Below are 22,225 nucleotides of genomic sequence, written 5' to 3' on the forward strand. Positions count from 1 at the left end.
CAACAACCTGCAGCGCATCCGTGAGCTGGCGGTGCAATCGCGCAACGCGAGCAACAGCGTGAGCGACCGTACCGCGCTCAACAACGAAGTCCAGCAGCTCAAGGATGAAATCGACCGGGTAGCTTCGACGACCGCCTTCAACGGTATCAAGCTGCTCGATGGCACATTCACCAACCAGGCGTTCCAGGTTGGCGCCAACGTCGGCGAAACGATCTCCATCAGCGGCTTGGTCAACGCCCAAAGTTCGGCTCTGGGCTCCACGACCAGTACCACCGCCAATGTGACCGGCGTCGCCGCCACGGCTTTCACCGCGATCACCGCGGGCGACCTGACCATCAACGGCACCAGCGTGGGCGCGGTTGCCGCCGGGGGTAACGCCGCCACGCAGGGCGCCAACATTGCGGCGGCCATCAATACCGTGACAAATACCACTGGCGTTATTGCGACAGCCGATGCGGCCGGCCTGGTATCGCTGACCAACATGTCGGGCAGCAACACGGTCGTAGCCTTTGCCGGCGCCTCCGCCACCACGGCAACCACCGGCCTGACAGCCGCCACGACTACCGCGACAACCACTACAGTGGCCGGTTTTTCAGGGGTGGATATCGGCAACACGTGGGGTGCCGACATTGCCATTGCCTCAATGGATTCGGCGCTGAGCGCGCTCAATGCGGGCCGTGCGGATCTTGGCGCTTATCAGAACCGTTTTTCATCGGCGATTGCAAATGTGCAAACCGCAGCGGAGAACCTGACCGCATCGCGCAGCCGTATCGTCGATACCGATTTTGCGGCGGAAACCGCTACATTGTCGAGGAACCAGGTGCTGCAACAGGCAGGTACGGCGATGCTGGCCCAGGCCAATGCCATGCCGCAATCAGTGCTGGCACTGCTGAGAGGTTAACAGGTAGGTGATTAACCGGTCATGAGCCGGTTGTCAGGAGCGAATCCGGGGGTGATCCCCCCGGATTCCAGTTTTGGAATCAAATTCTTTGTAATCCGATTTCGACTGAAGTCCGATTACAAAGACGGCATCGAATCGAATAACCCCGGCCGGATCGCTCGCGTGTGTCCGGCAGCATGGTAAATGGGATCATAACGAGGACAGGCGGGAGATAGGCATGGGTATATCCGCACCGGGCGTTGGTTCAAATCTGGATGTGAATGGCATTGTCAGCCAGTTGATGGCGGTCGAGCGGCAGCCACTTGCATTGCTGGCGAAACGTGAATCCGATTATCAGGCGAAGTTGTCCGCATACGGGACACTGAAGAGCGCATTGGCATCGTTTCAGACAGTGATGGAAGGAATGGCCGATGGGTCCAAGTTTCAAGCGCTCACCGCCAATCCGGCGGATACTTCCGTATTGACCGCCACGGCCAACGCCAGCGCCAAGGCGGTGCCGGGCAGCTACTCAATAGAAGTGGAGCAACTGGCGCAACAGCAGAAAATCCGTTCCGAAGGCTTTGCCAATACCGCCAGTATGGTGGGCAGCGGCACCTTGACGATTCAGTATGGGAATTACGATAGCGGTACCAACAGCTTTACCCTCAACGGCGCGAAACCGGCGCAAACGGTGACTATCGATCCGTCCAACAATACGCTTGCCGGTGTGCGCGATGCGATCAATACCGCCAATATCGGCGTTAGTGCGACGATCATCAACGATGGCAGCAGTAACAGGCTGGTGCTGACTTCCAAGGATACAGGCGCCGCCAGCAGCATCAAAATCACCGTCGCTGATGATGATGGGGCCAATCTGGATGCGGCCGGATTATCCCGGCTCGCTTTCGACCCGGTGGCCGCCGCCGGAACTGGCAAGAACCTGACGGAGGTCCAGGCAGCGCAGGATGCCAAGCTTGAAATCGATGGAATTACCATCAGCAAGGGTTCTAATACGATTACCGATGCAATTGAAGGCGTGACGCTCAATCTGCTCAAGAGCAATCTCAACACCCCCACCACGCTTGCCGTCGCACGTGACGGTACCGGTGTGAAGGCGGCGGTGGAGGCCTTCGTCAAGTCTTACAACAGCATCAATCAAACACTGGCGGATCTCAGTTCCTACAACGCGGCGGCAAAAAGGGGCGGTATATTGCAGGGTGACTCGGCAGCCTTGTCGATCCAGACCCATATTCGCGCCACGCTGTCAGCTGCGGTGGGGGGCACGGGGAGCGGCATTGATTCATTGTCGCAGATTGGTGTCGCCTTCCAGAAAGATGGCAGCCTGGCACTGGACCCCACCAAACTCCAGAAGGCCCTCGACAATGGCTTCGATGGTATCGCCGGATTGTTCGCGGTGCGCGGCTCTCCGACAGACAGCCTGGTTAGTTATAGCAGCGCCACCGGCAAGACGGCAGCCGGAGATTATGCGGTCGCAGTTACGCAACTTGCGGCACGGGGCAGCCTTGTCGGCAGCCAGGCGGCGGGATTGGGCATTATCGCCGGGGTCAACGACCAATTGAATATCAATGTGGATGGCGTGGCGGTCAGCGTCACCCTTGCGGCGGGAACCTACGCGTCGGCGGATGCGCTGGCGGCCGAAGTGCAAAGCAAGCTGAACGGCGCCGCGGAGTTGATGGGCGCCGGTAGTTCAGCCGTGGTTTCACAAGCCGCCGGGGTACTCAGCATCACATCCGCGCGCTACGGTTCCGCTTCAAGTGTCACGATTACCGGCGGCAACGGCGCCGCCGGTCTGATGGGTGCAAGCCCTGCGTCAACGGCCGGCGTGGACGTGGCCGGCACTATCAATGGCGTAGCCGCGACTGGCGCGGGACAGACGCTTGCGGCGGCTTCCGGGGACGCGTCGGAAGGCTTGCGCATCGCTATTAATGGCGGTGCGCTCGGCGCCCGCGGCACCGTCAGTTTCTCGCGCGGTTACGCCGATCAGTTGAATACCCTGGTGGAAGATTTGTTGACGAGCGATGGCATCATCGCCAGCCGTACGGACGGTATTAACGCCAGCATCAAGGATATCGATCGCCGTCAGGATGACTTTAACCGCCGCCTGGAGGGGATAGAAGCGCGTTACCGTGCACAATTTACCGCGCTGGATACCATGCTCAGCAGCCTGAACCAGACCAGCCAGTTTTTTGAGCAGCAACTGGCCAGCCTGCAGAAAAACAATTCTTAAAAAGGAGATACCTGATATGTATACCGCATCCGGCTACGGCATTCATGGCATCAGCGCCTACGCCAGGGTTGGTCTGGAAACCGGCGTTATCGCAGCCAGCCCACATAAGCTTATTCTGATGCTGTTCGAGGGCGCCCGCATCGCATTGTCATCCGCGCTCATTCATATGAAAAATGGCGAGATCACCTCCAAGGGACAAGCTATTTCCAAAGCCATCGCGATCATCAGTTCCGGCTTGCAAGCCAGTCTCGATATCAAGGCTGGCGGCGAACTATCCCAGCAGCTCCATGCTCTCTACGATTATATGAACCACCGGCTGTTGCAGGCTAATCTGCATAATAAACCCGAGTATATCGAGGAAGTGGTCCGCCTGCTGGGTGAGCTGAATGAAGCATGGGAGGCGATAGGTTCATCACCTTTGCCACAAGCGGGGCATCCCGGTGTGCAGGCAGCTGGGCTTGCCGCCGGCTACGGAAAGGCATGAGTCCCATGAACAGCATAGATACGCTCACTGCCTACCAGAACATTTCCAATGTCACCGGCGAAATGGCCGCGGCCGCGCGAGCCGGCGAATGGGACAGGCTGACGGTGCTGGAACGCCATTACGCCGCCCTGGTGTCGCGTCTCGCAGCCGCGCAACCCGCGCGGCTTACAAACGATATGCTCCGCCAGAAAATCGAATTGATTCACAAGATCCTGGCTGATGATGCTGAAATACGCAGCTACACGGAACCCTGGCTTGGGCGTGTGCAGAATTTACTCGGCAATGCGGGGATGGAGTGGCGTTTACGCCGGGCGTACGATCAGGAGCCGGGCGGGGCGTAACAAACCGGATGGGGGCAGCGAATGAATCAAATCAATTTTTCGCTGTTCTTCTCCCGTAAATCCTGGAAATCTTGATATGTCTGCGTTCAACGCGCTCGCTGCATTAACCCGTATTTATCCCAGCCTGTCACTGACGCGCCGTCAATCCGGCGATGCGCCGTTGCTGGCAGGTTTGGAACCGGGCCAGCGGTTACGGGCCACGGTACAGAACAGTCTTGCCAACGGTGAGTTCATGGTGGCGCTGGATGCCCGGAATGCGGGAAATGCGGGGAGCGGGCAGACATTACACATGAAATTGCCCACAGGTGTGCGTTCAGGTGATGTGTTGAACCTGATTTTTGTCTCCCGCGAACCCCAGCCAACATTTACGCTCACAACGGATACAGCGTCCGCGGGCGTATTTTCGCGATTGAGCGAGACGGGCCGCCTGATCGACAGTCTGTTGCGCCACCCGATCTTTCCGGGTGGTTCCGCAGCGTCCGCCGGCGCGGCCACCTTTCAATTTCCCTTGCTGGCCATGCCGCCGTCCAATGGCATCGATCTGGCCCGCAGCCTGGAGAGCGCCCTTGGCCGTAGCGGGCTATTCTACGAATCCCATCTGGCGCAGTGGCTTGCAGGCACAAGATCATTGGCGGAATTGTTGCTGGAGCCGCAGGCGCGCCTGTCGGGACAGCCGATCCGGTTTTTTGCGGATGCCGGGCCGGATGCGGCCATTGCGCTACGCAACAACAGTGCAGATGACGTCAGCCCCGCTGATGCCACGTTCACATCCGAGGCACCCGATCCCGTTCACCCCTCAGCCTTGGCACTGGTGCGGCAGCAACTTGAAGCGTTTGAAATGCGTCATTTTGTCTGGCAGGGCATGGCGTGGCCCGGGCAGACCATCGCATGGGAGGCGGTCGAGGAAACACCTGAAAAGCATGAGGAACGGAATGGAGCGGATGAGCCATCCACAGCGTGGCAAACTCGCTTGCGGCTGACGTTGCCTAATCTGGGAGCCGTTACTGCCAGCCTGCGGCTCGACGCATGCAGAGGTGGAGAGATGAGCGGGGTGGATGTGCGTCTTACCGCGGCGGAGCCGGTGACGGTAGCCGCTTTACGGGCTGGGATCACGCCGCTGGCAAATGACCTGGAGGCCGCCGGCATCAAACTGCTGGGCATGGGGGTGGATCTTGACGAAGAAACCTGATCCACGCGAAGCGGCCGTGGCGCTGGCCTACCGTGCGGGCCAGTCCGCTCCGCAGGTGGTAGCCAAGGGACGTGGCCTGGTTGCCGAGAGCATAATCAGGAAGGCGCGAGATCATGGCATCTACGTGCATGAGTCGGCTGAACTGGTGTCGCTATTGATGCAAGTGGATCTGGATCAGCATATTCCGCCGCAACTTTACCGGGCAGTAGCGGAATTGCTCGCCTGGCTTTACAAGCTGGAAGCGGGTGCGGCCCTTTCATTTCCCTATAAGGCCTTGCCTTCGCCATCTGCATCCACCGGAGGAACAGAAGCTCTTTTGCTCGACAAACCCGGTACCTTGCCGGATAAGCCGGTAAACCGATAAATGGCGGCAGCGTGTGGAAATGACGAAAACATATGAGGCAAGCGCAAGCCGCGCCACTATTTAACATTACACCGGCATGTTCATGATGTCCTGATATGCCATGACGAACTTGTTGCGGACCTGCAGGGTGTATTGGAGCGAAATGTTCGCTTTTTGCATCGAGATCATCGCCTCGGTCAGATTGGCGCCGGGTGCGCCCATTTCAAAATCCTGCATGAGTTTTGCGGCGTTTTGCTGCGTGTTATTGACCTGATCCAGCGATTGCTTGAAGACTGTGCTGAAATCAACGCGTCCACCTTCATTCGTTTCCCGCGTGCCTGGCGTGGTTGCGCCGGATACCGGTTTGCCGGAGGCCACCGCTGCACCGGCGCGCAACTGCGCCAGCATTGTGTCTATCTTCGATACATCCATATGGCTCCCATTTTTCATTCGGAATATACGCACGATAGCATTCCCGGCCCAAATCCGTGTTCTGAAATAGCGGGAAAATTTGCTTCTGTTCCCCGCATTAAATTCGGATGGGGCATTGATAATGCTGTCATTCGGTTAAAGCAAGCGTTGTGTCCAATAGATTAGGCGCAAGTTGCGTTCGAGACTGCGAGCAATAAAAACACTTTGATTGATATTGAATCCCCGGGGAGAGCATGATGACGGCAGGCGCGGAAGCGGTTGCGATAAGCAGTCCAATGAGTTTGAGTAGCCCACAGATTTTTCTAAGCCGGATGTCCAGCCAGCAAAAGATGGGCTTTATGGTAGCTGTTTCCGCCATCATTGCCTTGTTCGCGGGCGGCTGGATATGGAGCCAGGCTCCCGATTACAAGGTATTGTTCAGTAATGTATCCGACCGCGACGGCGGGGCCATCATCGCCGCCCTCCAGCAAATGAATGTGCCGTATAAATATGCCGATGGCGGCGGTGCCATCCTCGTGCCTGCCAAGGAGGTGCACGATGCCCGTCTCAAGCTCGCCGCGCAAGGGTTGCCCAAAGGCGGGTTGGTGGGCTTCGAACTGATGGAGAATCAGAAATTCGGCACCAGCCAGTTTCTCGAACAAGTTAATTTTCAGCGCGCGCTCGAGGGCGAACTTGCGCGTTCGGTCCAGTCGCTGGCGGCGGTCAGCAGCGCCCGCGTGCACCTGGCCATGGCCAAGCAGTCGGTATTCATGCGTGAACAACAAAAGCCCAGCGCCTCGGTGCTGGTTAATCTTTACCCGGGACGCACGCTCGATCCGCAGCAGGTGAACGCGATCGTACATCTGGTATCGAGCAGCGTGCCGAATTTGCCCATCAAGAATGTGACGGTGGTGGATCAGACCGGCAGTCTTTTAAGCAAAACCGATGAGGCCAACCCCGGTACCGGTCTGGACCCCAACCAGCTGAAGTATGTGCAGGCGCTCGAGCAGAGTTATGTGAAACGGATTGAGGCGATTCTTATTCCGATCGTCGGGCAGGAAAATGTGCGTGCCCAGGTTGCGGCGGATGTGGATTTCGCCCATTCGGAGCAGATGGACGAGCGCTACAAGCCCAATCAAACGCCGGAAAGCGCCGCGCTGCGTAGCCAGCAGACGTCCGAATCGACGACTACCGGCCAGGGCGAGGGAGGGGTGCCCGGTGCGCTTTCCAATCAGCCCCCCGCAACCGCGACAGCCCCGATTACGACCACCCCGGCTACGCCGCCCGGCCAGACGCCGGCACTTGGTTCACCTGCCGGTGCATCTGCGCCAGCAGGTGAGCCCGCCACCCCAACCACGCCGCCGCCACCCGTCAATACGCGCAAGGATGCCACGACCAACTACGAAGTGGACAAAACCATTCAGCATGTGCGCAAGCAGATTGGCGGGATCAGACGGCTATCGGTTGCAGTGGTGGTGAATCACCGCAAGGTAACGGATGAGAAGGGGGTAACCCGCATGCAACCGCTGGCTGAAGCGGAAAAGGCGCAGGTCATGGATCTGGTGAAAGAAGCCATGGGTTTCAGCAGGGAGCGCGGCGATACCCTGAACGTGGTCAATAGCCCCTTTACGGATATAGAGAAAGAACCTGTGCCGGAGCTTCCCTTGTGGCAGCAGCCGGAGATGATCGAACTTGCCAAGGAAATCGCCAAGAATGTACTGATCGGTGCGCTGATCCTGTATCTGGTGCTCGGCGTGCTGCGGCCGATGCTGAAGCGTATGACTCAACTGCCGGCGCAGGCGCCCGCATTATTGACCGGGAACAATGAGGATCAAGAGGCGCCATCGACATCTGCTCTAACACAAGCGCCGCCGCCTTCCCAGTATGATGAAAAATTGGCCCTGGCCCGGCAACTGGCGCGGGACGACCCGAAGATGGTGGCGACCGTGGTCAAGAAGTGGGTGGCTGGCCATGACTGAGCTGGGCGTTAATAAAAGCGCGATCCTGCTAATGTCGCTGGGCGAGGACGAAGCAGTGCAGGTGCTCAAGCATCTTACTCCTCGCGAGGTGCAGAAGGTCGGCACCGCCATGGCAAAAATCAAGAACCTGAGCCGGGATCAGATCGATAGCGTGATCACGGATTTCTGCAGCCAGCCGAAAGATAAGACCACCGCCCTGGCTCTCGACCCGGAGAATTATGCCCGCTCTGTGCTTCATAAAGCCCTGGGTGAAGACAAGTCCGCGGACCTTATCAGCCGCATCCTGGAAGGCAGCGACACCAGTGGCATAGAGGGCCTCAAATGGATAGATTCTCCATCCGTGGCGGAACTGATCAAAAGCGAACATCCCCAGATCATCGCCACCATCCTGGTGCATCTTGACCGCGATCAGGCAAGCGAGATCCTGGGACAGCTTCCCGAACTGCTACGTAACGACGTGCTGCTGCGCATCGCCACGCTTGACGGTATCCAGCCCTCGGCATTGCGGGAGCTTAACGATGTTCTGACCGACCTGCTGTCGGGTAGCGAGAATATCAATAAAAGTCCGGTGGGGGGTACCCGCACCGCGGCGGAAATCATCAATTTCATGGGTAGCGCGGCCGAGACTTCCATACTCGACAATTTGCGGGAGTTCGACCCGGATCTGGCACAGAAAATAATAGACCAGATGATCGTGTTCGAAAATCTGATGGATATCGATGACCGCGGCATACAGTTGGTATTGCGCGAAGTCCAATCCGATACGCTGATGGTCGCGCTGAAAGGCGCCGCGCCGGAACTGAGGGAGAAGATATTCAAGAACATGTCCAGCCGGGCTTCGGAAATGCTGCGTGAAGACCTGGAAGCAATGGGCCCGGTGAAAGTGCGCGAGGTGGAGGCCCAGCAAAAGCAGATATTGCAGACCGTCCGGCGGCTTGCGGATGAAGGTCAGATCGCATTCGGCGGCAAGGGCGAGGAGAGCTACGTTTAAAACGTGGCTGCGGTAGTTGATCGCTATTTAAAGCTTCCGCTCCCATCAGGGAGGGAATGACAAAGGAAGAAACAGTCATGGCCAGTCAGATTATTCCCAGAGAACGCCTCGCCACCTACGAGCGCTGGGAGATGGGTACTTTCGAAAAAGCCGCCGCCACGGGATCCGCATCCAGTTTCGGAACCGAGGAGCCGGAACAGCCGACAGCGGTTATTCTGCCCACGGTCGAGCAGATTGAGCGAATACACCAGGAAGCGCAGCATGAAGGCTATGCGGCGGGATACAACACGGGTCGCGAGGCGGGTTACGAAGCAGGCCGCGAGCAGGCCGCGATGGAAGCGGCCAAGCTGCAATCCCTGTTCAGCAGTTTCCAGCGGGCACTGGTTGACGCCAACCGGACCATCGGCAACGATTTGCTTACTCTGGCCCTCGATCTCGCAAGACAAATGGTACGCGAGGCCCTCAAGGTGAGGCCGGAACTCGTATTAGCAGTGGTACGCGAAAGCATTCACAATGAGGCGGCATTCAGTCAGCCGCCACAGTTGTACTTGCATCCGGAAGATGCCGCGCTGGTGCGTGAACACTTGAGCCAGGAACTCAACGACGCTGCAGTCTGTGTGGATACTCGTCTGGAGCGCGGCGATTGCAAGGTGAAGACCGGCAGCGGCCAGGTCGATGCCACCCTCGCTACCCGGTGGCAGCGTATCGCGCAAGCGCTGGGGCAGAATAGCAGCTGGCTGGAACAATCCTGATGCCATGAGCGAAATAATCCAAGCCATCGTCCATTCTCCTGCCGACCCCCATGCCGGACAGTGGCGCAACTTCCTCAAGGGTTGCGGCGACGCAGCCGTTGCCGCGGAACCCTTTCAACGGTCAGGTCATCTTACCCGCGTCACGGGGCTGGTAATGGAAGCGGTGGGACTCAAGCTTGCGGTGGGGAGCGGATGCACGGTGCTGATGCCCAACGGCAACAGGGTGGAAGCGGAGGTGGTTGGGTTTAACGGGGACCGGCTTTATCTGATGCCGACCCAGGACGTATTCGGGCTAACGCCTGGCGCCAAGGTCGTTCCGTGGGAAAACATCACGAACCCCGCGACATTGTCCGAGCCCCGTGTTGCCAGCCATCCGCGCCGCCGCGCATCCGATCGGGTCAGGCATTTCCCGGTTGGGGAAGGCTTGCTGGGGCGGGTGTTGGACGGTGTCGGACGCCCGCTGGATGGGCTTGGGCCGCTAAAAGCGGAACGCGAAGCGCCGCTCGTAAACCAGTCATTCAATCCGCTTGACCGGGAACCCATCAGGCAAATACTGGACGTCGGGGTGCGTGCCATCAATGCGCTGCTCACGGTGGGGCGGGGTCAACGCATGGGCTTGTTTGCCGGCTCCGGAGTAGGGAAGAGCGTTCTGCTCGGCATGATGGCACGCTATACCAGCGCCGATGTGATCGTGGTCGGATTGATCGGCGAACGGGGCCGCGAGGTCAAGGAATTCATCGAACAAATCCTCGGTGCGGAAGGGCTGGCCCGCTCCGTGGTGGTGGCCGCGCCTGCCGATACCTGGCCCTTGATGCGGTTACAGGGCGCCTCCTACGCCACGTCCATTGCCGAGTACTTTCGCGACCAGGGCAAAAACGTGCTGCTGATCATGGATTCGCTCACGCGCTACGCCATGGCGCAGCGGGAGATTGCGCTGGCGATCGGGGAACCCCCCGCTACCAAGGGGTATCCGCCTTCCGTATTCGCCAAACTGCCGCAACTGGTGGAACGGGCGGGGAACGGTATCAAGGGCGGGGGCTCGATTACCGCGTTCTATACCGTATTGACCGAAGGAGACGATCAACAGGATCCGATCGCCGATTCGGCACGCGCGATTCTCGATGGACACATCGTCTTGTCGCGCCAGCTTGCCGAAAGCGGGCACTATCCGGCTATCGACATCGAGGCTTCAATCAGCCGCGCCATGTCCGGCCTGATCGCACCCGAATATTTCGAGCAAGTGCGAGGTTTCAAGCAGCTTTACGCACGTTATCAGCGGTCGCGCGATTTGATCAGTGTCGGGGCTTACGCGCCGGGGAGCGATCCATTGCTGGACCGGGCGATCGTATTGCATCCGCAGCTGGAGGCGTTTCTTCAGCAGAGTATGTTCGAGTGTGCGAGCCACGTGGATAGTGTGGCTGATCTGGGTGCATTGCTGGCCCCGCAAAGCTGATTCATTCCAATTGAACCAGATGGGGATCTGACTGAAATATGCCGAAACAATCCGCTTTGGATACTCTTCTTGAGCTTGCCCAGACGCGCACCGATGATGCAGCGAAACGACTGGGCGCGCTCAACGCGCAAGGTGTCGACATGGAAGCCAAGCTTGCTCTGCTGGTGCAATATTGGCAGGAATATTCTTCCCGTTTTCAGGCTTCGATGAAGCAGGGAATAACGGCATCCGGCTGGCGCAACTACCAGGAATTTCTCGACAAACTTGATGCCGCCATCGTGCAGCAACGCGGGCTTCTGGCCGCGACGCAACAGCGTGTCGAGAACAGCCGGCTTGATTGGCAATCGGCCCGGCGCACCCTTAAGTCTTATCATACGCTCGCGCAGCGTCAGATGAGAGTGGAATTGCTGCATCTGGCCAGGCACGAACAAAAGGAAACTGACGAGTACGCGGTTAACGCGGCCGCCCGCCCGAAAGAATAGATGTACAACAGATCAATTACATGACAACCGGGAATACGCTATGCTAACCTTACCCATGTTGCAAAATTCGCCGAATAATACGCCGTCCCCCGCAGTCAAGAATACCGTCAACACCGCCGTTGCCGACGAGGAGGACATGCAGACTGCCAGCTTCGGCAAGGTGCTGGCTCAGGAAATGAGCGGGAAGGGCGAAACTCGCTCAGTGGATGGGAATACAAAGGCCGGCAATATTCCCGAAGATACGAAAACTGCCGGTGATTCGAGAAATATGGCCGATGCCAAGGATTCAAAGGTATTGGAGGACTCAAACGATGCGAAGGATTTAGCGGATTTAAGTGGATTGGAAGGCTCAGGGGATTTGAAGGATCTGAAGAAGGATAGTGTCGTCAATAGCCCGGAGCCACAGGAAACAAGAGAAATGAAGCTGGATGCGGTCACTGGCTCTCCCCAATGGGCGGGTCTCGCGGGTATCCTGCATGGCCTGATCGCCGCATATCGGCCTGAAATCCGAACCGATGCTTCAACCGGCAGCGATGCCGGAGACGATGTCCTAGCTGCCAATACGTTAATTGATACAGAGAAGGATCGAGCAACCACCATTGAGCATCAGGCTGGCCTCTTGGTCATGCAGCCCGGTCTGGCCGCTGCGCAACTTGATAAAGACGGAAGAATGAGATCACCGAGTGCAGCGGCTTCTGCGGTTGCCGATACTACCGATCCGGTATCAGAGATAGCCGGAATTCCGGCTGCGGTACCGGCACCATCCGCAGGAGCGAAAAATACCTCCGAGATTCACGATATCCGGAACGGGATGGCGATCCCGCGGGAATCGGATACCAGGCGGGCTGACCCGCAACAAATGGAATTCAAGGCGTCGGCATCCGATCCATCCATCAACACCGCAGGGCTTGGGAAATCACTGTTGGAACTCGCATCCGGCGCACCCAGGGATTTACCCGCAGTGGATTCATCCGTCACGGGATTGCTCAATATGCCGGCGCCGTTGGGTGCCGCACCTGTTGAGCACACCGTTGCGGCTGCTTCCGGTGGTGTTCCCATTCATGCTTCACTTGGGCTGGAGACTCGTGTCGGTGCGAGCGGTTGGGACAATGCCCTGGGGCAGAAGATTCTGTGGATGGTTTCCAACCAGCAGCAGGTTGCGGAGTTGAATCTCAACCCGCCTGATCTGGGTCCTTTGCAAGTGGTTCTGTCCCTTTCAGATGACCAGGCCAGTGCGACATTTGTTTCGCAGCACGCCGATGTGCGGCAGGCACTGGAAGCCGCGCTGCCGCGACTCAGGGAAATGATGGCGGACAGCGGAATCAGTCTGGCCGAGACCACCGTCAGCGCCGATGCCTCGCAACGGCAGGGTGGATTCGAGCAGCAGGATCGCTCTGGTGCGCGCCACGTAGGAAACAGGGAAACAGCGGGCGCGTCAACCGTCAGAACCGCCGATATCGGCATGAGCCGTATTCCCGCAGGAGGGAACCGGCTGGTGGATACTTTTGCCTAGTCTGTCGGATTTAAAGAAGCGAAGCGAAAATGCGGCTGGGTGACCCGGCCCCATGCTTTTACCCCGGATCTTGCAGCGGCTCCTTTTAAGTCCGAGGCTGCCAGGCGAAACCTGCCTAAAAGAAACACGTTGTTATCCCGCTTCTAAAGAAAGCGCCCGCACCGTTGTTATGAAGTTATTGCTACTGAGATCATATTATAGAGATCGGCATGCATAGCACCTACAATTACTGGCTGGTCGCCCTGTCCCTTGTGGTGGCTACGTTTGCTTCTTATACCGCCCTCGATCTATCGAATCATATTTCCGTATTGACCCGGCCCAGGCTACGTCATATATGGCTCGCCGGCGGCGCGGCGGCGATGGGGATCGGCATCTGGTCGATGCATTTTATCGGAATGCTCGCTTTCTCGCTGCCAACTCCGCTCGGCTACGATTTTGCAATTACCTGCTATTCGCTGGCAATCGCCATATTGTTCTCCTATTCCGTGCTGTATATCGTCACGCAAACAAAACTGACACTTTTGCGTCTTCTCACAGGCGGCACCTTGATGGGCTTTGGCATCTCCGGCACCCATTACATCGGCATGGTCGCCATGCAGATGCGCCCTGCGATTCACTACGATCCAGTGCTGTTCGTCGCTTCGATTGTCATTGCCATCGCCGCGGCCAATGCCGCCCTGTGGATTGCGTATACGCTCCGGGGCGCGGATCAGACCCGCTTGATCGCCAAACGCATCGGCGCCGCCTTCTTGATGGGTATCGCGATTACCGGGATGCACTACACAGCCATGGCTGCTGCTCATTTTTCGCACGATTCGGTGAGCGGCGCAGCGAACGGCATCGATTCGCAATGGCTTGCCGTCACCATCATTTTACTCACCTTCACGATCCTGATCGTGACGCTCATATTGTCGCGTTTCGATGCGAGAACCAATTTTCTTGTGGGCTCGGTGTCTCAGCTTAATAGACAGATCGTCCACTTGGCAACGTTCGATACCTTGACGGACCTGCCAAATCGCTGGACGCTTATGGAGCGGATGGAACGCGCGATTCATACTTCCAAGCGCCACCAGAACATGTTCGCCATCCTGTTCATGGATCTCGACGGGTTCAAGATTATCAACGACTCACTGGGGCACTCAGCGGGCGATGAAATCCTGAAGGCATTTGCACAGAGGTTGCTGCATTGCGTGCGTAGCGACGACACGGTCGCCCGGTTGGGCGGTGATGAATTCGTGGTGTTGCTCGAAAACCTTGCGTCTCCGGATGACGCCGCGGAAATGGCGGATAGCGTGCTCAGTCGCATGCGCCAAGGCCTATGGGCCGATAGCCAGCCCCTGCAGGTAATGCCGAGCATCGGTATTTCCCTGTTCCCGCAAGATGGCGATACCGCCGAAGTGCTGCTCAAGAACGCGGATGCTGCGATGTACGAAGCAAAACGTGGCGGACGCAGTACATATCGCTTCTTTGAGGCAAGCATGAATGAAGCAGCCACCCGTACTTTACAGATCCAGCATGCCTTGCACGAAGCACTCAAAGCCGGCTATTTTTCCTTGTATTTCCAGCCAAAATTCCGTGGTGACAATGGCGAGCTGACGGGTGCCGAGGCACTGCTCCGCCTGCACCATCCAGAGCTCGGGTTTTTGTCACCGCTGGAGTTCATTCCGATTGCCGAACGCTCCGGGCAGATTGTCCCGATAGGCTACTGGGTTGTGCGCGAAACATGCCGGCAAATACGCCGTTGGAAGGAAAATGATCTACCAGCGATCAAAGTGTCCATCAATTTATCGCCTCGCCAATTGGAGCAATCGGATCTCGTCGCCACAATGCTGGATATCGTCCGGTTCGAACAGGTCCCATGCGAGCAGATCATGTTCGAAATCACCGAGACCGTGGCCATGCAGGATGCACCCAAAACGACCAACATGATCCGTGAGTTTCAGGAAAACAGCTTTGAAATCTCAATCGATGATTTCGGGACCGGCTATTCAAGCCTTGCCTACTTGCAACGCTTTCGCGCCAAGCAGCTGAAGATAGACCGTTTCTTCACCAATGGCCTGGATGACGGTCACGAAGGCAGCATCATCGTTTCCGCGATAATCAAGCTTGCCCATACGCTCGAGATGGATGTGGTGGCCGAAGGCGTCGAAACCGATTCGCAATTCGCTAAATTGAAGGGGATGATGTGCGACGAAATGCAAGGGTTCCTTCTCGGCAAACCCGTGACTGCGGAAGAACTCAGCGCTTTTCTGCATCAGCAGACGAGCCAAAATTTGATCAAGTTCAAGGCGCGCAAGGAGAGTACATAGTAAACCCGTTTTGGCCAGATGCCTGTTACACCTGCGGTATCGGGTCGATGCAACTATGGGTACCTAGCGGTGCGGCAATCGCTCGCCAACTTCATTGGTCTTCCGCGAAGACGACGTTGGCCTCTGAAATCCCCGAAATCCGTTTCTCATCCTTGCATTTTCAATTCTTAAAGTCCGGCGGGCTCCAAACCGGCATATTCATGCGTCGGACTTTCAGTTCTCCAGTTTTTGCATGGACGGTGTTCCGGCACCAAGTTCCGAGATAATGCCCTTTTCCCTCTCTTTTTTCCGCATTATCCACCTGCAATTGGTTTGATAATTCGCATCACACTATGCACGGGACACAATCATGACAAACAAGGCAAACGCGCAAGACAAGGGAAACCGGGCGGAAACAAAATCCGGAGGCAAAAAACTGACCCTGATTATCGCTTCGGCGGTGCTGCTGCTCGGAGCCGGAGGCGGCGGCGCGGCGTGGTATATGATGAGCCGCACCCAGGATGGAGCGCAGCCCCAAGCAAGGCAGGAGCCGCCGGTTTTCGTAAATCTGGAGACATTCACCGTCAATCTGGTGTCCGAGCACGGCGATCAGCATCTTCAGACCAATCTGACCCTGAAAATGGAAAGCCCCTCCGCAGCTGACTTGATCAAACTGCATATGCCGGAGGTACGTAACCGCGTCCTGCTGCTGCTTTCCAGCAAGGCGGCATCCCAAATCGCCGGTGTTGACGGCAAGAAGAAGCTCGCTTCCGAATTGCTTGCAGAAATAAAGCAGCCATCCGGCGAAGGCAGTCCCACGCATGCCGTTCAAAGCGTACTTTTTACTTCGTTCGTCATTCAGTAGTTATTGATCATGAGCAACGATTTTCTTTCGAAGGAAGAAGTGGAAGCCCTGCTCAAGGGCGTTGTCGGCGATGACGCAGGCGGCGGGACCAAGCCAGTCTCAGGCTTCCGCCCGTACAATCTGGCAACTCAGGAACGCATCGTGCGCGGGCGCATGCCCACGCTTGAAATCATCAATGAGCGTTTTGCACGGCTTTTACGCCTTGGCTTGTTCAATTTTCTGCGTCGCAGCGCGAACGTCACGGTCGGTCCGGTGCGGGCAATTAAATTCAGCGAGTTCGTGCGCCATCTGGTGGCGCCGAGCAATCTGAATCTGGTGCATGTCAAGCCACTCCGTGGCACATCGCTGTTTGTATTCGACCCGACACTCGTATTTCTGGTGGTGGATAATCTGTTCGGCGGCGATGGCCGTTTCCACCCTAGTTCAGAGGGCCGCGATTTCACGCAAACCGAGCAGCGCATTATTCAGCGACTGCTTAACCTGGTGTTTGACAGCTATGGCAAGTCGTGGCAACCGGTCTATCCCATCGAGTTTGAGTATGTGCGGGCGGAAACGAACACCCAGTTCGCCAACGTGGCTACCCCCAACGAAGTGGTCGTGGCTACCACTTTTGAGGTCAGTATCGGCTCGGCAGTGGGAGAAATGCACATATGCATGCCGTACTCCATTCTCGAACCGATTCGCGACCTGCTATCCAGCAGTATGCAGGGTGAGTCGCTGGAGGTGGATAAACGCTGGGTAGGCCGGCTGTCGAAGCAGGTGCAGGCGGCCGAAGTCACGATGCTGGTAGATCTGGCGCATGTGCAGGTCACGCTCGATCAGATACTCAACATGCAAGTCGGCGATGTTATTCCGCTGAATATCCCCGAGCTGGTTACCGCCAGTGTGGATGGCGTGCCGGTAATGGAATGCCGCTATGGTATCTCCAATGGCCAGTATGCGCTACGCATGGAAAGAATGCTTGGCCCAGCCATAGGCGAATGATGTCCGTCGAACGCCGCAATTTGTCGAAACGACCCTTTACGAATAAACCCGAGGAGCCGAATATGCCCGTCAATAAAACCAGCGCCGCCCGTATGACAGAGCAGCAAGATACCGCAGTGCCCACCGTTGCTGAAGACACCGTCGCCCCGGCCCAGATTTTTGAACAATTCGGCAGCACGCAGACGGTGGAAATCCATAATGATATCGACATGATTATGGATATACCGGTCCAGCTTACTGTCCAGTTGGGGCGCACCAAAATCGCCATCAAGAACCTGCTGCAGCTGGCCCAAGGCTCGGTAGTGGAACTGGACGGCCTGGCGGGCGAACCCATGGATGTACTGGTCAACGGCTATCTCATCGCACAGGGGGAAGTGGTTGTGGTCAATGAAAAATTCGGCATTCGTCTGACGGACATCATTACCCCGAGCGAGCGCATTCGCAAACTAAACCGCTAGCTCCTGAGGAAGATCGCCATCGTGATGGATTCATTGTGTCGCATCACCACTACGCTTCGTCCGCAAAACGGCGAGGCAGCTCACCGGATGACGCCAGTCCGGTCAGCTCTCCTGTGGGTGCCCGGCTATTGCGTGTTTCCGGCCAGCGCCGCACCGGCGGGTGCCGCGCCGGTTGCCGACGGCGGCATGTTGCAGGTCATGCTCGGACTGGGACTGGTACTTGCCGTGATAGCCGGCGCCGCATGGCTGCTAAGGCGGTTTGGCGGCATGCCAAGAGGTCCCGCTAATGCCATCAGGGTTATCGGTGGTTCAGCCGTCGGTCAGCGCGAGCGGGTCGTGCTGTTGGAAGTTGCCGACACATGGCTGGTAATCGGTGTGGCACCGGGTCATGTAACGGCCTTGCATAGTATGCCAAAAGGGGAAACCGCCGCTATTGATGATGCCACAGACCATGCAGCGGGAACCAACACTCATTTTTCCGCGTGGTTCAGGCAGGTGATGGAGAAGCGGAATGGAAAATAACAAGGTGCGGGCTGTAACCCGTATTGCACTGGGAGCGGCTTTGCTCGAAACATCGTTTGCCGCGCTGGCCGAAGTGCCCGGTCTGCCCGCATTCACCAGCACACCCACTGCGGGTGGCGGGCAAAACTATTCGCTGAGTTTGCAAACCCTGCTGCTGCTGACGGCACTTACTTTCCTGCCCGCCGTGCTGCTGATGATGACCGGCTTCACCCGCATCATTATCGTCCTTTCACTGCTGCGCATGGCGCTCGGTACCCAATCCTCGCCTCCCAATCAAGTGCTCGTGGGGCTGGCGCTATTCCTTACTTTCTTTGTCATGGGTCCCGTGTTCGACAAGATCTATACGGATGCCTATGAGCCCTATACCAGCAGCAAGATTACGCAGGCACAAGCGCTGGAGAAAGGTGCGGCGCCGCTCAAAGCCTTCATGATGAAGCAGACCCGGGAAGCGGATCTGGCTCTGTTCGTCAAGCTTTCCGGCCATCCGCAACTGAATGGACCCGAAGATGTGCCGCTGCGGGTACTGGTTCCCGCCTTTGTCACCAGCGAATTGAAAACCGCATTCCAGATCGGTTTCGCGGTGTTCATTCCCTTTCTTATCATCGATATGGTGGTGGCGTCGGTGCTCATGTCCATGGGTATGATGATGGTATCACCCGCCCTGGTGGCGTTGCCGTTCAAGCTCATGCTGTTTGTGCTGGTGGACGGATGGCATATGCTGATTGGTTCACTGGCGGAGAGTTTCTATTAGCGGTCGATGGACCGGCCGGTAATCCCCCACCAATCGATCCAGTTTCGTTACTAATGATCATCAAGGAGAAAACTATGACACCTGAAAGCGTAATGACTCTCGGCCAGAAGGCCATGGAAGTGACCTTGATGGTCTCGGCGCCCATGTTGCTGGTGGCGCTGGCGACCGGACTGGTGGTGAGCATTTTTCAGGCCGCAACGCAAATCAATGAAATGACGCTATCATTCATCCCCAAGCTGGTGGCGCTGTTCGCAACCATGGTGCTGGCCGGTCCCTGGATGCTCTCCGTAATGGTCGACTACATGCGGCAAGTATTGGAGGGAATTCCCGCGATGGTGGGGTAGCGATAACGACGGCATATCGCTTAAAGCATTCGATGGATTTAGCGCCTGACTGGTAAATGATCACCATCAGCTACGCCGATCTTACCGCCTGGATCACTTCATTCGTGTGGCCGCTGGCGCGCATCCTGGCACTTCTGGCGGCGGCGCCGGTACTCGGAAACGCAGCCATTCCAACGCGGGTGAAAATCGGGCTTGGGGTGCTGATCACACTGATCGTCGCGCCCGCTATCGGGCCGATGCCGAAGGTCGAGCCAGGTTCGCTCGAAGGGCTGCTTATTCTTTGCCAGCAGATCATTATCGGGCTTGCGATGGGCTTTACGGTGCGCATCGTATTCAGTGCCGTGGAAATGGCCGGCGAAATAGCCGGCCTGCAAATGGGGCTGGGTTTTGCCACTTTTTTCAGTCCCCGCAGCGACGGCAGCACACTGGTGGTAGGCCGGTTTCTCGGCCTGCTGGCGACACTCACCTTCCTTGCCATGAATGGCCATCTACTGATGTTGTCGGTGCTGGCAGAGAGCTTCAATGTATTTCCCATTTCCGCGGAACCGTTCTCGGCTGGCGGCTGGAAGATGCTTGCGGGATGGGGTGGCAAGATTTTCGAGGCAGGGTTGGGACTTGCGCTGCCCGTGGTCACGGCATTGCTTATCGTAAACCTCGCCCTGGGCATTCTCACCCGCGCCGCACCCCAGTTGAATATCTTCGCAGTGGGTTTCCCGATCACGCTGATGGTGGGAATGGCGGCACTGATGTTATCTCTCCCTTATTTCATTCCGGTGATCGAGCGGCTGGTTACCGAAGCGCTGGAAACCATGCTGGAGATAGCCCGCGCCGCCTCCGGCCATTTACCCGAAGCCTCTTCACCCAGCCCGCCTGCCGCCTTGCCCTGATTCAGCCTGTCGGGAACGACGTAGGGAGGTGCATTCGCTAATGTTTCCTTCCGATATTCGTCCGGCTATTTTTGGGTAGTGTGACGGAATGATCCGGATTGAACTTTCCTGAATTGATGCTACAGTTAATTACAGAGTAGATATGTGAAGTATGCTGTGCGCAGTTTTTCGCCGCCAGGCCGTTTTTTCGTTGCCATGATCCCGGGAGCCGCATGATGCCAAAAATCGACCACAACACCTTTATCGACCGTTTAAAGGGAAAGTCCATCGACGCCGCCGCATTGCAGGGCGCTTATCCTGACTTGAACGTGAGGACCATCGCTGCAAATGGCATTATCACGGGCACAGCACAGAATCTCGAGAAATTGTGGGAGGTCATCGATAATTATGATCACGATGGAAACGTCAACACCATTTCCGATGCGCCGGCCCTGTCCATAGCGAAGTGGCTGTTTGACGAGGCAGGGAACACGGCATCTTCCGGCGGCGGAACGGGAAATTGGAAAAAAGTGGCTGAATTTGGCGACAGGAGTATCACCAGTAATAGTAACGCTCATAGATCCGCCATCGACAGCACCGGTATTGGCCTCTACTATGGGGATCATTCGTCTTTCCGGGAGAATATCCTGAGAGGGGACCGCCAAGGCCTGCAAATGCAGTTGGACGCCATGGGTGCGGGAAACTGGCGCATGGAGGCCATCGAGCCGGGGTCCGTTATTATCGAAAGCGCATCCGGCCAGTCTGCCCGCCTTCAGGAGAGCTCATGTATTGGCTGGGTAATGCAGAATGCCAAGGGGGCCTATGAAGGTGCCGGCATGGGTGCGCGTTTCGCCGAAATCGATAGGAGGGTGAAGGATGCCGATCTGCGCGGCACCATCCTGTGCGAGGAATTGCAGAAAGATGGCTGGACGGCTGTTTTCTACTCGCCGCGAACTGCCGAAGATCTTTCGGATTCGGGTGAGCGCGAGAAGCTTGGCGCGCTCAATATGGCAAAAGCAGGCGCCCGCGTGTGGAAGTCGCCCGTCGCGGAATCGATGGGTGTGCGTTGCGACGCGGTTATTTCCGGCTATCGCGACATCACACCGGACCCCAGTACCGAGGCTCTGCTGGAGAAGCTCGAGAATGCGCCCTTTTTCGTTGGTGTTGCCAATGGCGGCATACATACTTTTGTAGGACACAACGGGAGCGTTTGTGATTTCCACTGGACGGCGCAGCCGGATGACAAGAATGCCATGACCGAAAATCCCGTTCGCGAATGGAAATGGGATACGGGCCTCTACATGGTGCCTCCGGGGTACTGGTAAAATGTCGTAGCCGGCGCAGGAATTTAATTTTTACCAATTCGATCCATTCCATCCATCCAAAAGGATAGGAATAAGTCATGAGCACTTTCCGAGAAGCTTGAGGTAACGCAAATGCCAGACCGGTTTGCGGTATTGATTACTCTGCTGGTGACACCCCTGATCGTGGGTTGCGCCCAAATCAAATCATTTACGGTGGCGCCAAGTACCGTTTGCCCCGGCGAAACAGTCAGGGTTGACTGGCTTACCTCAGGCGCCGCGGACAATGTAACATTGGACTCGGTTCCGGTGCTGGCTGGCGCGGGAGAGGTACCTGAGGAAGGGTCACGCTTCTTTACGCCCGCGCAAAATACACGTTTTATACTCAAGGTTCCGGGCGTCCTGAAGAATGCTCAACGTGAGTGGGATATGCAGGTACTCCCGAATCAGAGTTCCAGGCTGCTGGGAGGTATTGCCCAATGTGGCGGCGAACCTCCATCGGTATCGGCTTCATTTACGATTCAGGCCAAGGATTCTTCATCACGTGTCCGCGCTGTATTGATCACGAACAACTACCCCCGGCCGTTATCGATCAGCAAAGATGGCATGGAAGTCGCTATTCCACCAAATGGCGCAACGGATGGCTTCAAAAACATGCCTATAATCGGAACCTGGATAGTTCGTACTCCCGTCGGCCCGGATGAAGCATGCGATAACGCACTCACGGCGGTTGCACGCAGGCTGACTATCAAGACACAGATGACTTGCGAGGAATAATCC

At 57.0% G+C, this 22,225-nt stretch carries 23 protein-coding genes; 22 read left to right on the plus strand and 1 reads right to left on the minus strand.

The window, feature by feature from the left end; genetic code table 11:
* From SQ11_RS12665 to SQ11_RS12690, 6 genes are all read left to right on the plus strand, one after another.
* Window positions 1-901, plus strand: a 901-nt coding sequence (locus SQ11_RS12665; protein ID WP_041514558.1) for a flagellin, incomplete at its 5' end; no start/stop codon positions are given.
* Between the two features lie 217 nt (window positions 902-1,118).
* On the plus strand, window positions 1,119-3,128 hold the full coding sequence (gene fliD / locus SQ11_RS12670) for a flagellar filament capping protein FliD (RefSeq protein WP_041514559.1): 2,010 nt from the start codon (window positions 1,119-1,121) through the stop codon (window positions 3,126-3,128).
* Window positions 3,129-3,144: 16 nt separating this feature from the next.
* Complete coding sequence (gene fliS / locus SQ11_RS12675) at window positions 3,145-3,612, plus strand: flagellar export chaperone FliS (RefSeq protein ID WP_041514560.1); 468 nt, start codon at window positions 3,145-3,147, stop codon at window positions 3,610-3,612.
* 5 nt (window positions 3,613-3,617) lie between these two features.
* Window positions 3,618-3,953: a flagellar protein FliT gene (locus SQ11_RS12680; protein ID WP_232297999.1), complete on the plus strand. Its 336-nt coding sequence runs from the start codon at window positions 3,618-3,620 to the stop codon at window positions 3,951-3,953.
* Window positions 3,954-4,029: 76 nt separating this feature from the next.
* A complete protein-coding gene (locus SQ11_RS12685; protein WP_041514562.1) occupies window positions 4,030-5,142 on the plus strand; it encodes a flagellar hook-length control protein FliK in 1,113 nt (370 codons plus the stop codon).
* A complete protein-coding gene (locus tag SQ11_RS12690; protein ID WP_084226858.1) occupies window positions 5,078-5,506 on the plus strand; it encodes an EscU/YscU/HrcU family type III secretion system export apparatus switch protein in 429 nt (142 codons plus the stop codon). Before SQ11_RS12685 ends, SQ11_RS12690 begins: the two co-directional genes overlap by 65 nt.
* Window positions 5,507-5,572: 66 nt before the next feature.
* Here SQ11_RS12690 and fliE read toward each other — a convergent pair whose 3' ends face one another.
* Window positions 5,573-5,917 (minus strand): flagellar hook-basal body complex protein FliE, encoded by a 345-nt coding sequence (gene fliE / locus SQ11_RS12695; protein WP_084226887.1) that lies wholly within the window; start codon window positions 5,915-5,917, stop codon window positions 5,573-5,575.
* 236 nt (window positions 5,918-6,153) lie between these two features.
* On the opposite strand from fliE, the gene fliF reads away from it, so the two are divergent.
* The 16 genes from fliF to SQ11_RS12775 all read left to right on the plus strand — a co-directional run bounded on the left by fliF (window position 6,154) and on the right by SQ11_RS12775 (window position 22,222).
* Window positions 6,154-7,875, plus strand: a complete 1,722-nt coding sequence (gene fliF / locus SQ11_RS12700; protein ID WP_041514565.1) for a flagellar basal-body MS-ring/collar protein FliF — start codon at window positions 6,154-6,156, stop codon at window positions 7,873-7,875.
* Complete coding sequence (gene fliG, locus SQ11_RS12705; protein ID WP_041514566.1) at window positions 7,868-8,866, plus strand: flagellar motor switch protein FliG; 999 nt, start codon at window positions 7,868-7,870, stop codon at window positions 8,864-8,866. Before fliF ends, fliG begins: the two co-directional genes overlap by 8 nt.
* A gap of 56 nt (window positions 8,867-8,922) precedes the next feature.
* Window positions 8,923-9,618: a flagellar assembly protein FliH gene (locus SQ11_RS12710; RefSeq protein WP_232298000.1), complete on the plus strand. Its 696-nt coding sequence runs from the start codon at window positions 8,923-8,925 to the stop codon at window positions 9,616-9,618.
* A gap of 4 nt (window positions 9,619-9,622) precedes the next feature.
* A complete protein-coding gene (gene fliI, locus SQ11_RS12715) occupies window positions 9,623-11,071 on the plus strand; it encodes a flagellar protein export ATPase FliI (protein ID WP_041514568.1) in 1,449 nt (482 codons plus the stop codon).
* 38 nt (window positions 11,072-11,109) lie between these two features.
* Window positions 11,110-11,553 carry a flagellar export protein FliJ gene (fliJ, locus tag SQ11_RS12720; protein ID WP_041514569.1) on the plus strand — a complete coding sequence of 148 codons (444 nt, stop codon included), beginning with the start codon at window positions 11,110-11,112 and terminating at the stop codon, window positions 11,551-11,553.
* Between the two features lie 40 nt (window positions 11,554-11,593).
* Window positions 11,594-13,066: a flagellar hook-length control protein FliK gene (locus tag SQ11_RS16520; RefSeq protein ID WP_084226859.1), complete on the plus strand. Its 1,473-nt coding sequence runs from the start codon at window positions 11,594-11,596 to the stop codon at window positions 13,064-13,066.
* 209 nt (window positions 13,067-13,275) lie between these two features.
* The gene (locus tag SQ11_RS12730) at window positions 13,276-15,375 is read left to right on the plus strand and encodes a bifunctional diguanylate cyclase/phosphodiesterase (RefSeq protein WP_041514570.1); all 2,100 of its coding nucleotides are present in this window, start codon (window positions 13,276-13,278) and stop codon (window positions 15,373-15,375) included.
* A gap of 349 nt (window positions 15,376-15,724) precedes the next feature.
* Window positions 15,725-16,219 carry a flagellar basal body-associated protein FliL gene (gene fliL, locus SQ11_RS12735; protein ID WP_041514571.1) on the plus strand — a complete coding sequence of 165 codons (495 nt, stop codon included), beginning with the start codon at window positions 15,725-15,727 and terminating at the stop codon, window positions 16,217-16,219.
* Window positions 16,220-16,228: 9 nt separating this feature from the next.
* Window positions 16,229-17,203, plus strand: a complete 975-nt coding sequence (gene fliM, locus SQ11_RS12740) for a flagellar motor switch protein FliM (protein WP_041514572.1) — start codon at window positions 16,229-16,231, stop codon at window positions 17,201-17,203.
* Between the two features lie 62 nt (window positions 17,204-17,265).
* Window positions 17,266-17,661 (plus strand): flagellar motor switch protein FliN, encoded by a 396-nt coding sequence (gene fliN, locus SQ11_RS12745; protein ID WP_041514734.1) that lies wholly within the window; start codon window positions 17,266-17,268, stop codon window positions 17,659-17,661.
* A 24-nt stretch (window positions 17,662-17,685) separates the two neighbouring features.
* A complete protein-coding gene (gene fliO / locus SQ11_RS12750; RefSeq protein ID WP_041514573.1) occupies window positions 17,686-18,183 on the plus strand; it encodes a flagellar biosynthetic protein FliO in 498 nt (165 codons plus the stop codon).
* Window positions 18,173-18,934 carry a flagellar type III secretion system pore protein FliP gene (gene fliP / locus SQ11_RS12755; protein ID WP_041514574.1) on the plus strand — a complete coding sequence of 254 codons (762 nt, stop codon included), beginning with the start codon at window positions 18,173-18,175 and terminating at the stop codon, window positions 18,932-18,934. Before fliO ends, fliP begins: the two co-directional genes overlap by 11 nt.
* 74 nt (window positions 18,935-19,008) lie before the next feature.
* Window positions 19,009-19,278 (plus strand): flagellar biosynthesis protein FliQ, encoded by a 270-nt coding sequence (fliQ, locus tag SQ11_RS12760; protein WP_004178655.1) that lies wholly within the window; start codon window positions 19,009-19,011, stop codon window positions 19,276-19,278.
* Between the two features lie 56 nt (window positions 19,279-19,334).
* A complete protein-coding gene (gene fliR / locus SQ11_RS12765) occupies window positions 19,335-20,165 on the plus strand; it encodes a flagellar biosynthetic protein FliR (RefSeq protein ID WP_041514575.1) in 831 nt (276 codons plus the stop codon).
* Window positions 20,166-20,377: 212 nt separating this feature from the next.
* On the plus strand, window positions 20,378-21,469 hold the full coding sequence (locus tag SQ11_RS12770; RefSeq protein WP_156972501.1) for a hypothetical protein: 1,092 nt from the start codon (window positions 20,378-20,380) through the stop codon (window positions 21,467-21,469).
* Window positions 21,470-21,580: 111 nt separating this feature from the next.
* Window positions 21,581-22,222, plus strand: a complete 642-nt coding sequence (locus SQ11_RS12775; RefSeq protein ID WP_041514577.1) for a hypothetical protein — start codon at window positions 21,581-21,583, stop codon at window positions 22,220-22,222.
* The last annotated feature ends 3 nt before the right edge of the window (window positions 22,223-22,225 follow it).

The organism is Nitrosospira sp. NpAV (assembly GCF_000832065.1).
Classification (GTDB): domain Bacteria; phylum Pseudomonadota; class Gammaproteobacteria; order Burkholderiales; family Nitrosomonadaceae; genus Nitrosospira.

Bases quoted from the DNA above. Each gene is read 5' to 3' on its own strand.
- fliD (WP_041514559.1), top strand. From the start codon at position 1,119: ATGGGTATATCCGCACCGGGCGTTGGTTCAAATCTGGATGTGAATGGC.
- fliS (WP_041514560.1), top strand. From the start codon at position 3,145: ATGTATACCGCATCCGGCTACGGCATTCATGGCATCAGCGCCTACGCC.
- SQ11_RS12680 (WP_232297999.1), top strand. From the start codon at position 3,618: ATGAACAGCATAGATACGCTCACTGCCTACCAGAACATTTCCAATGTC.
- SQ11_RS12685 (WP_041514562.1), top strand. From the start codon at position 4,030: ATGTCTGCGTTCAACGCGCTCGCTGCATTAACCCGTATTTATCCCAGC.
- SQ11_RS12690 (WP_084226858.1), top strand. From the start codon at position 5,078: ATGACCTGGAGGCCGCCGGCATCAAACTGCTGGGCATGGGGGTGGATC.
- fliE (WP_084226887.1), bottom strand. From the start codon at position 5,917: ATGGATGTATCGAAGATAGACACAATGCTGGCGCAGTTGCGCGCCGGT.
- fliF (WP_041514565.1), top strand. From the start codon at position 6,154: ATGACGGCAGGCGCGGAAGCGGTTGCGATAAGCAGTCCAATGAGTTTG.
- fliG (WP_041514566.1), top strand. From the start codon at position 7,868: ATGACTGAGCTGGGCGTTAATAAAAGCGCGATCCTGCTAATGTCGCTG.
- SQ11_RS12710 (WP_232298000.1), top strand. From the start codon at position 8,923: ATGACAAAGGAAGAAACAGTCATGGCCAGTCAGATTATTCCCAGAGAA.
- fliI (WP_041514568.1), top strand. From the start codon at position 9,623: ATGAGCGAAATAATCCAAGCCATCGTCCATTCTCCTGCCGACCCCCAT.
- fliJ (WP_041514569.1), top strand. From the start codon at position 11,110: ATGCCGAAACAATCCGCTTTGGATACTCTTCTTGAGCTTGCCCAGACG.
- SQ11_RS16520 (WP_084226859.1), top strand. From the start codon at position 11,594: ATGCTAACCTTACCCATGTTGCAAAATTCGCCGAATAATACGCCGTCC.
- SQ11_RS12730 (WP_041514570.1), top strand. From the start codon at position 13,276: ATGCATAGCACCTACAATTACTGGCTGGTCGCCCTGTCCCTTGTGGTG.
- fliL (WP_041514571.1), top strand. From the start codon at position 15,725: ATGACAAACAAGGCAAACGCGCAAGACAAGGGAAACCGGGCGGAAACA.
- fliM (WP_041514572.1), top strand. From the start codon at position 16,229: ATGAGCAACGATTTTCTTTCGAAGGAAGAAGTGGAAGCCCTGCTCAAG.
- fliN (WP_041514734.1), top strand. From the start codon at position 17,266: ATGCCCGTCAATAAAACCAGCGCCGCCCGTATGACAGAGCAGCAAGAT.
- fliO (WP_041514573.1), top strand. From the start codon at position 17,686: ATGGATTCATTGTGTCGCATCACCACTACGCTTCGTCCGCAAAACGGC.
- fliP (WP_041514574.1), top strand. From the start codon at position 18,173: ATGGAAAATAACAAGGTGCGGGCTGTAACCCGTATTGCACTGGGAGCG.
- fliQ (WP_004178655.1), top strand. From the start codon at position 19,009: ATGACACCTGAAAGCGTAATGACTCTCGGCCAGAAGGCCATGGAAGTG.
- fliR (WP_041514575.1), top strand. From the start codon at position 19,335: ATGATCACCATCAGCTACGCCGATCTTACCGCCTGGATCACTTCATTC.
- SQ11_RS12770 (WP_156972501.1), top strand. From the start codon at position 20,378: ATGATGCCAAAAATCGACCACAACACCTTTATCGACCGTTTAAAGGGA.
- SQ11_RS12775 (WP_041514577.1), top strand. From the start codon at position 21,581: ATGCCAGACCGGTTTGCGGTATTGATTACTCTGCTGGTGACACCCCTG.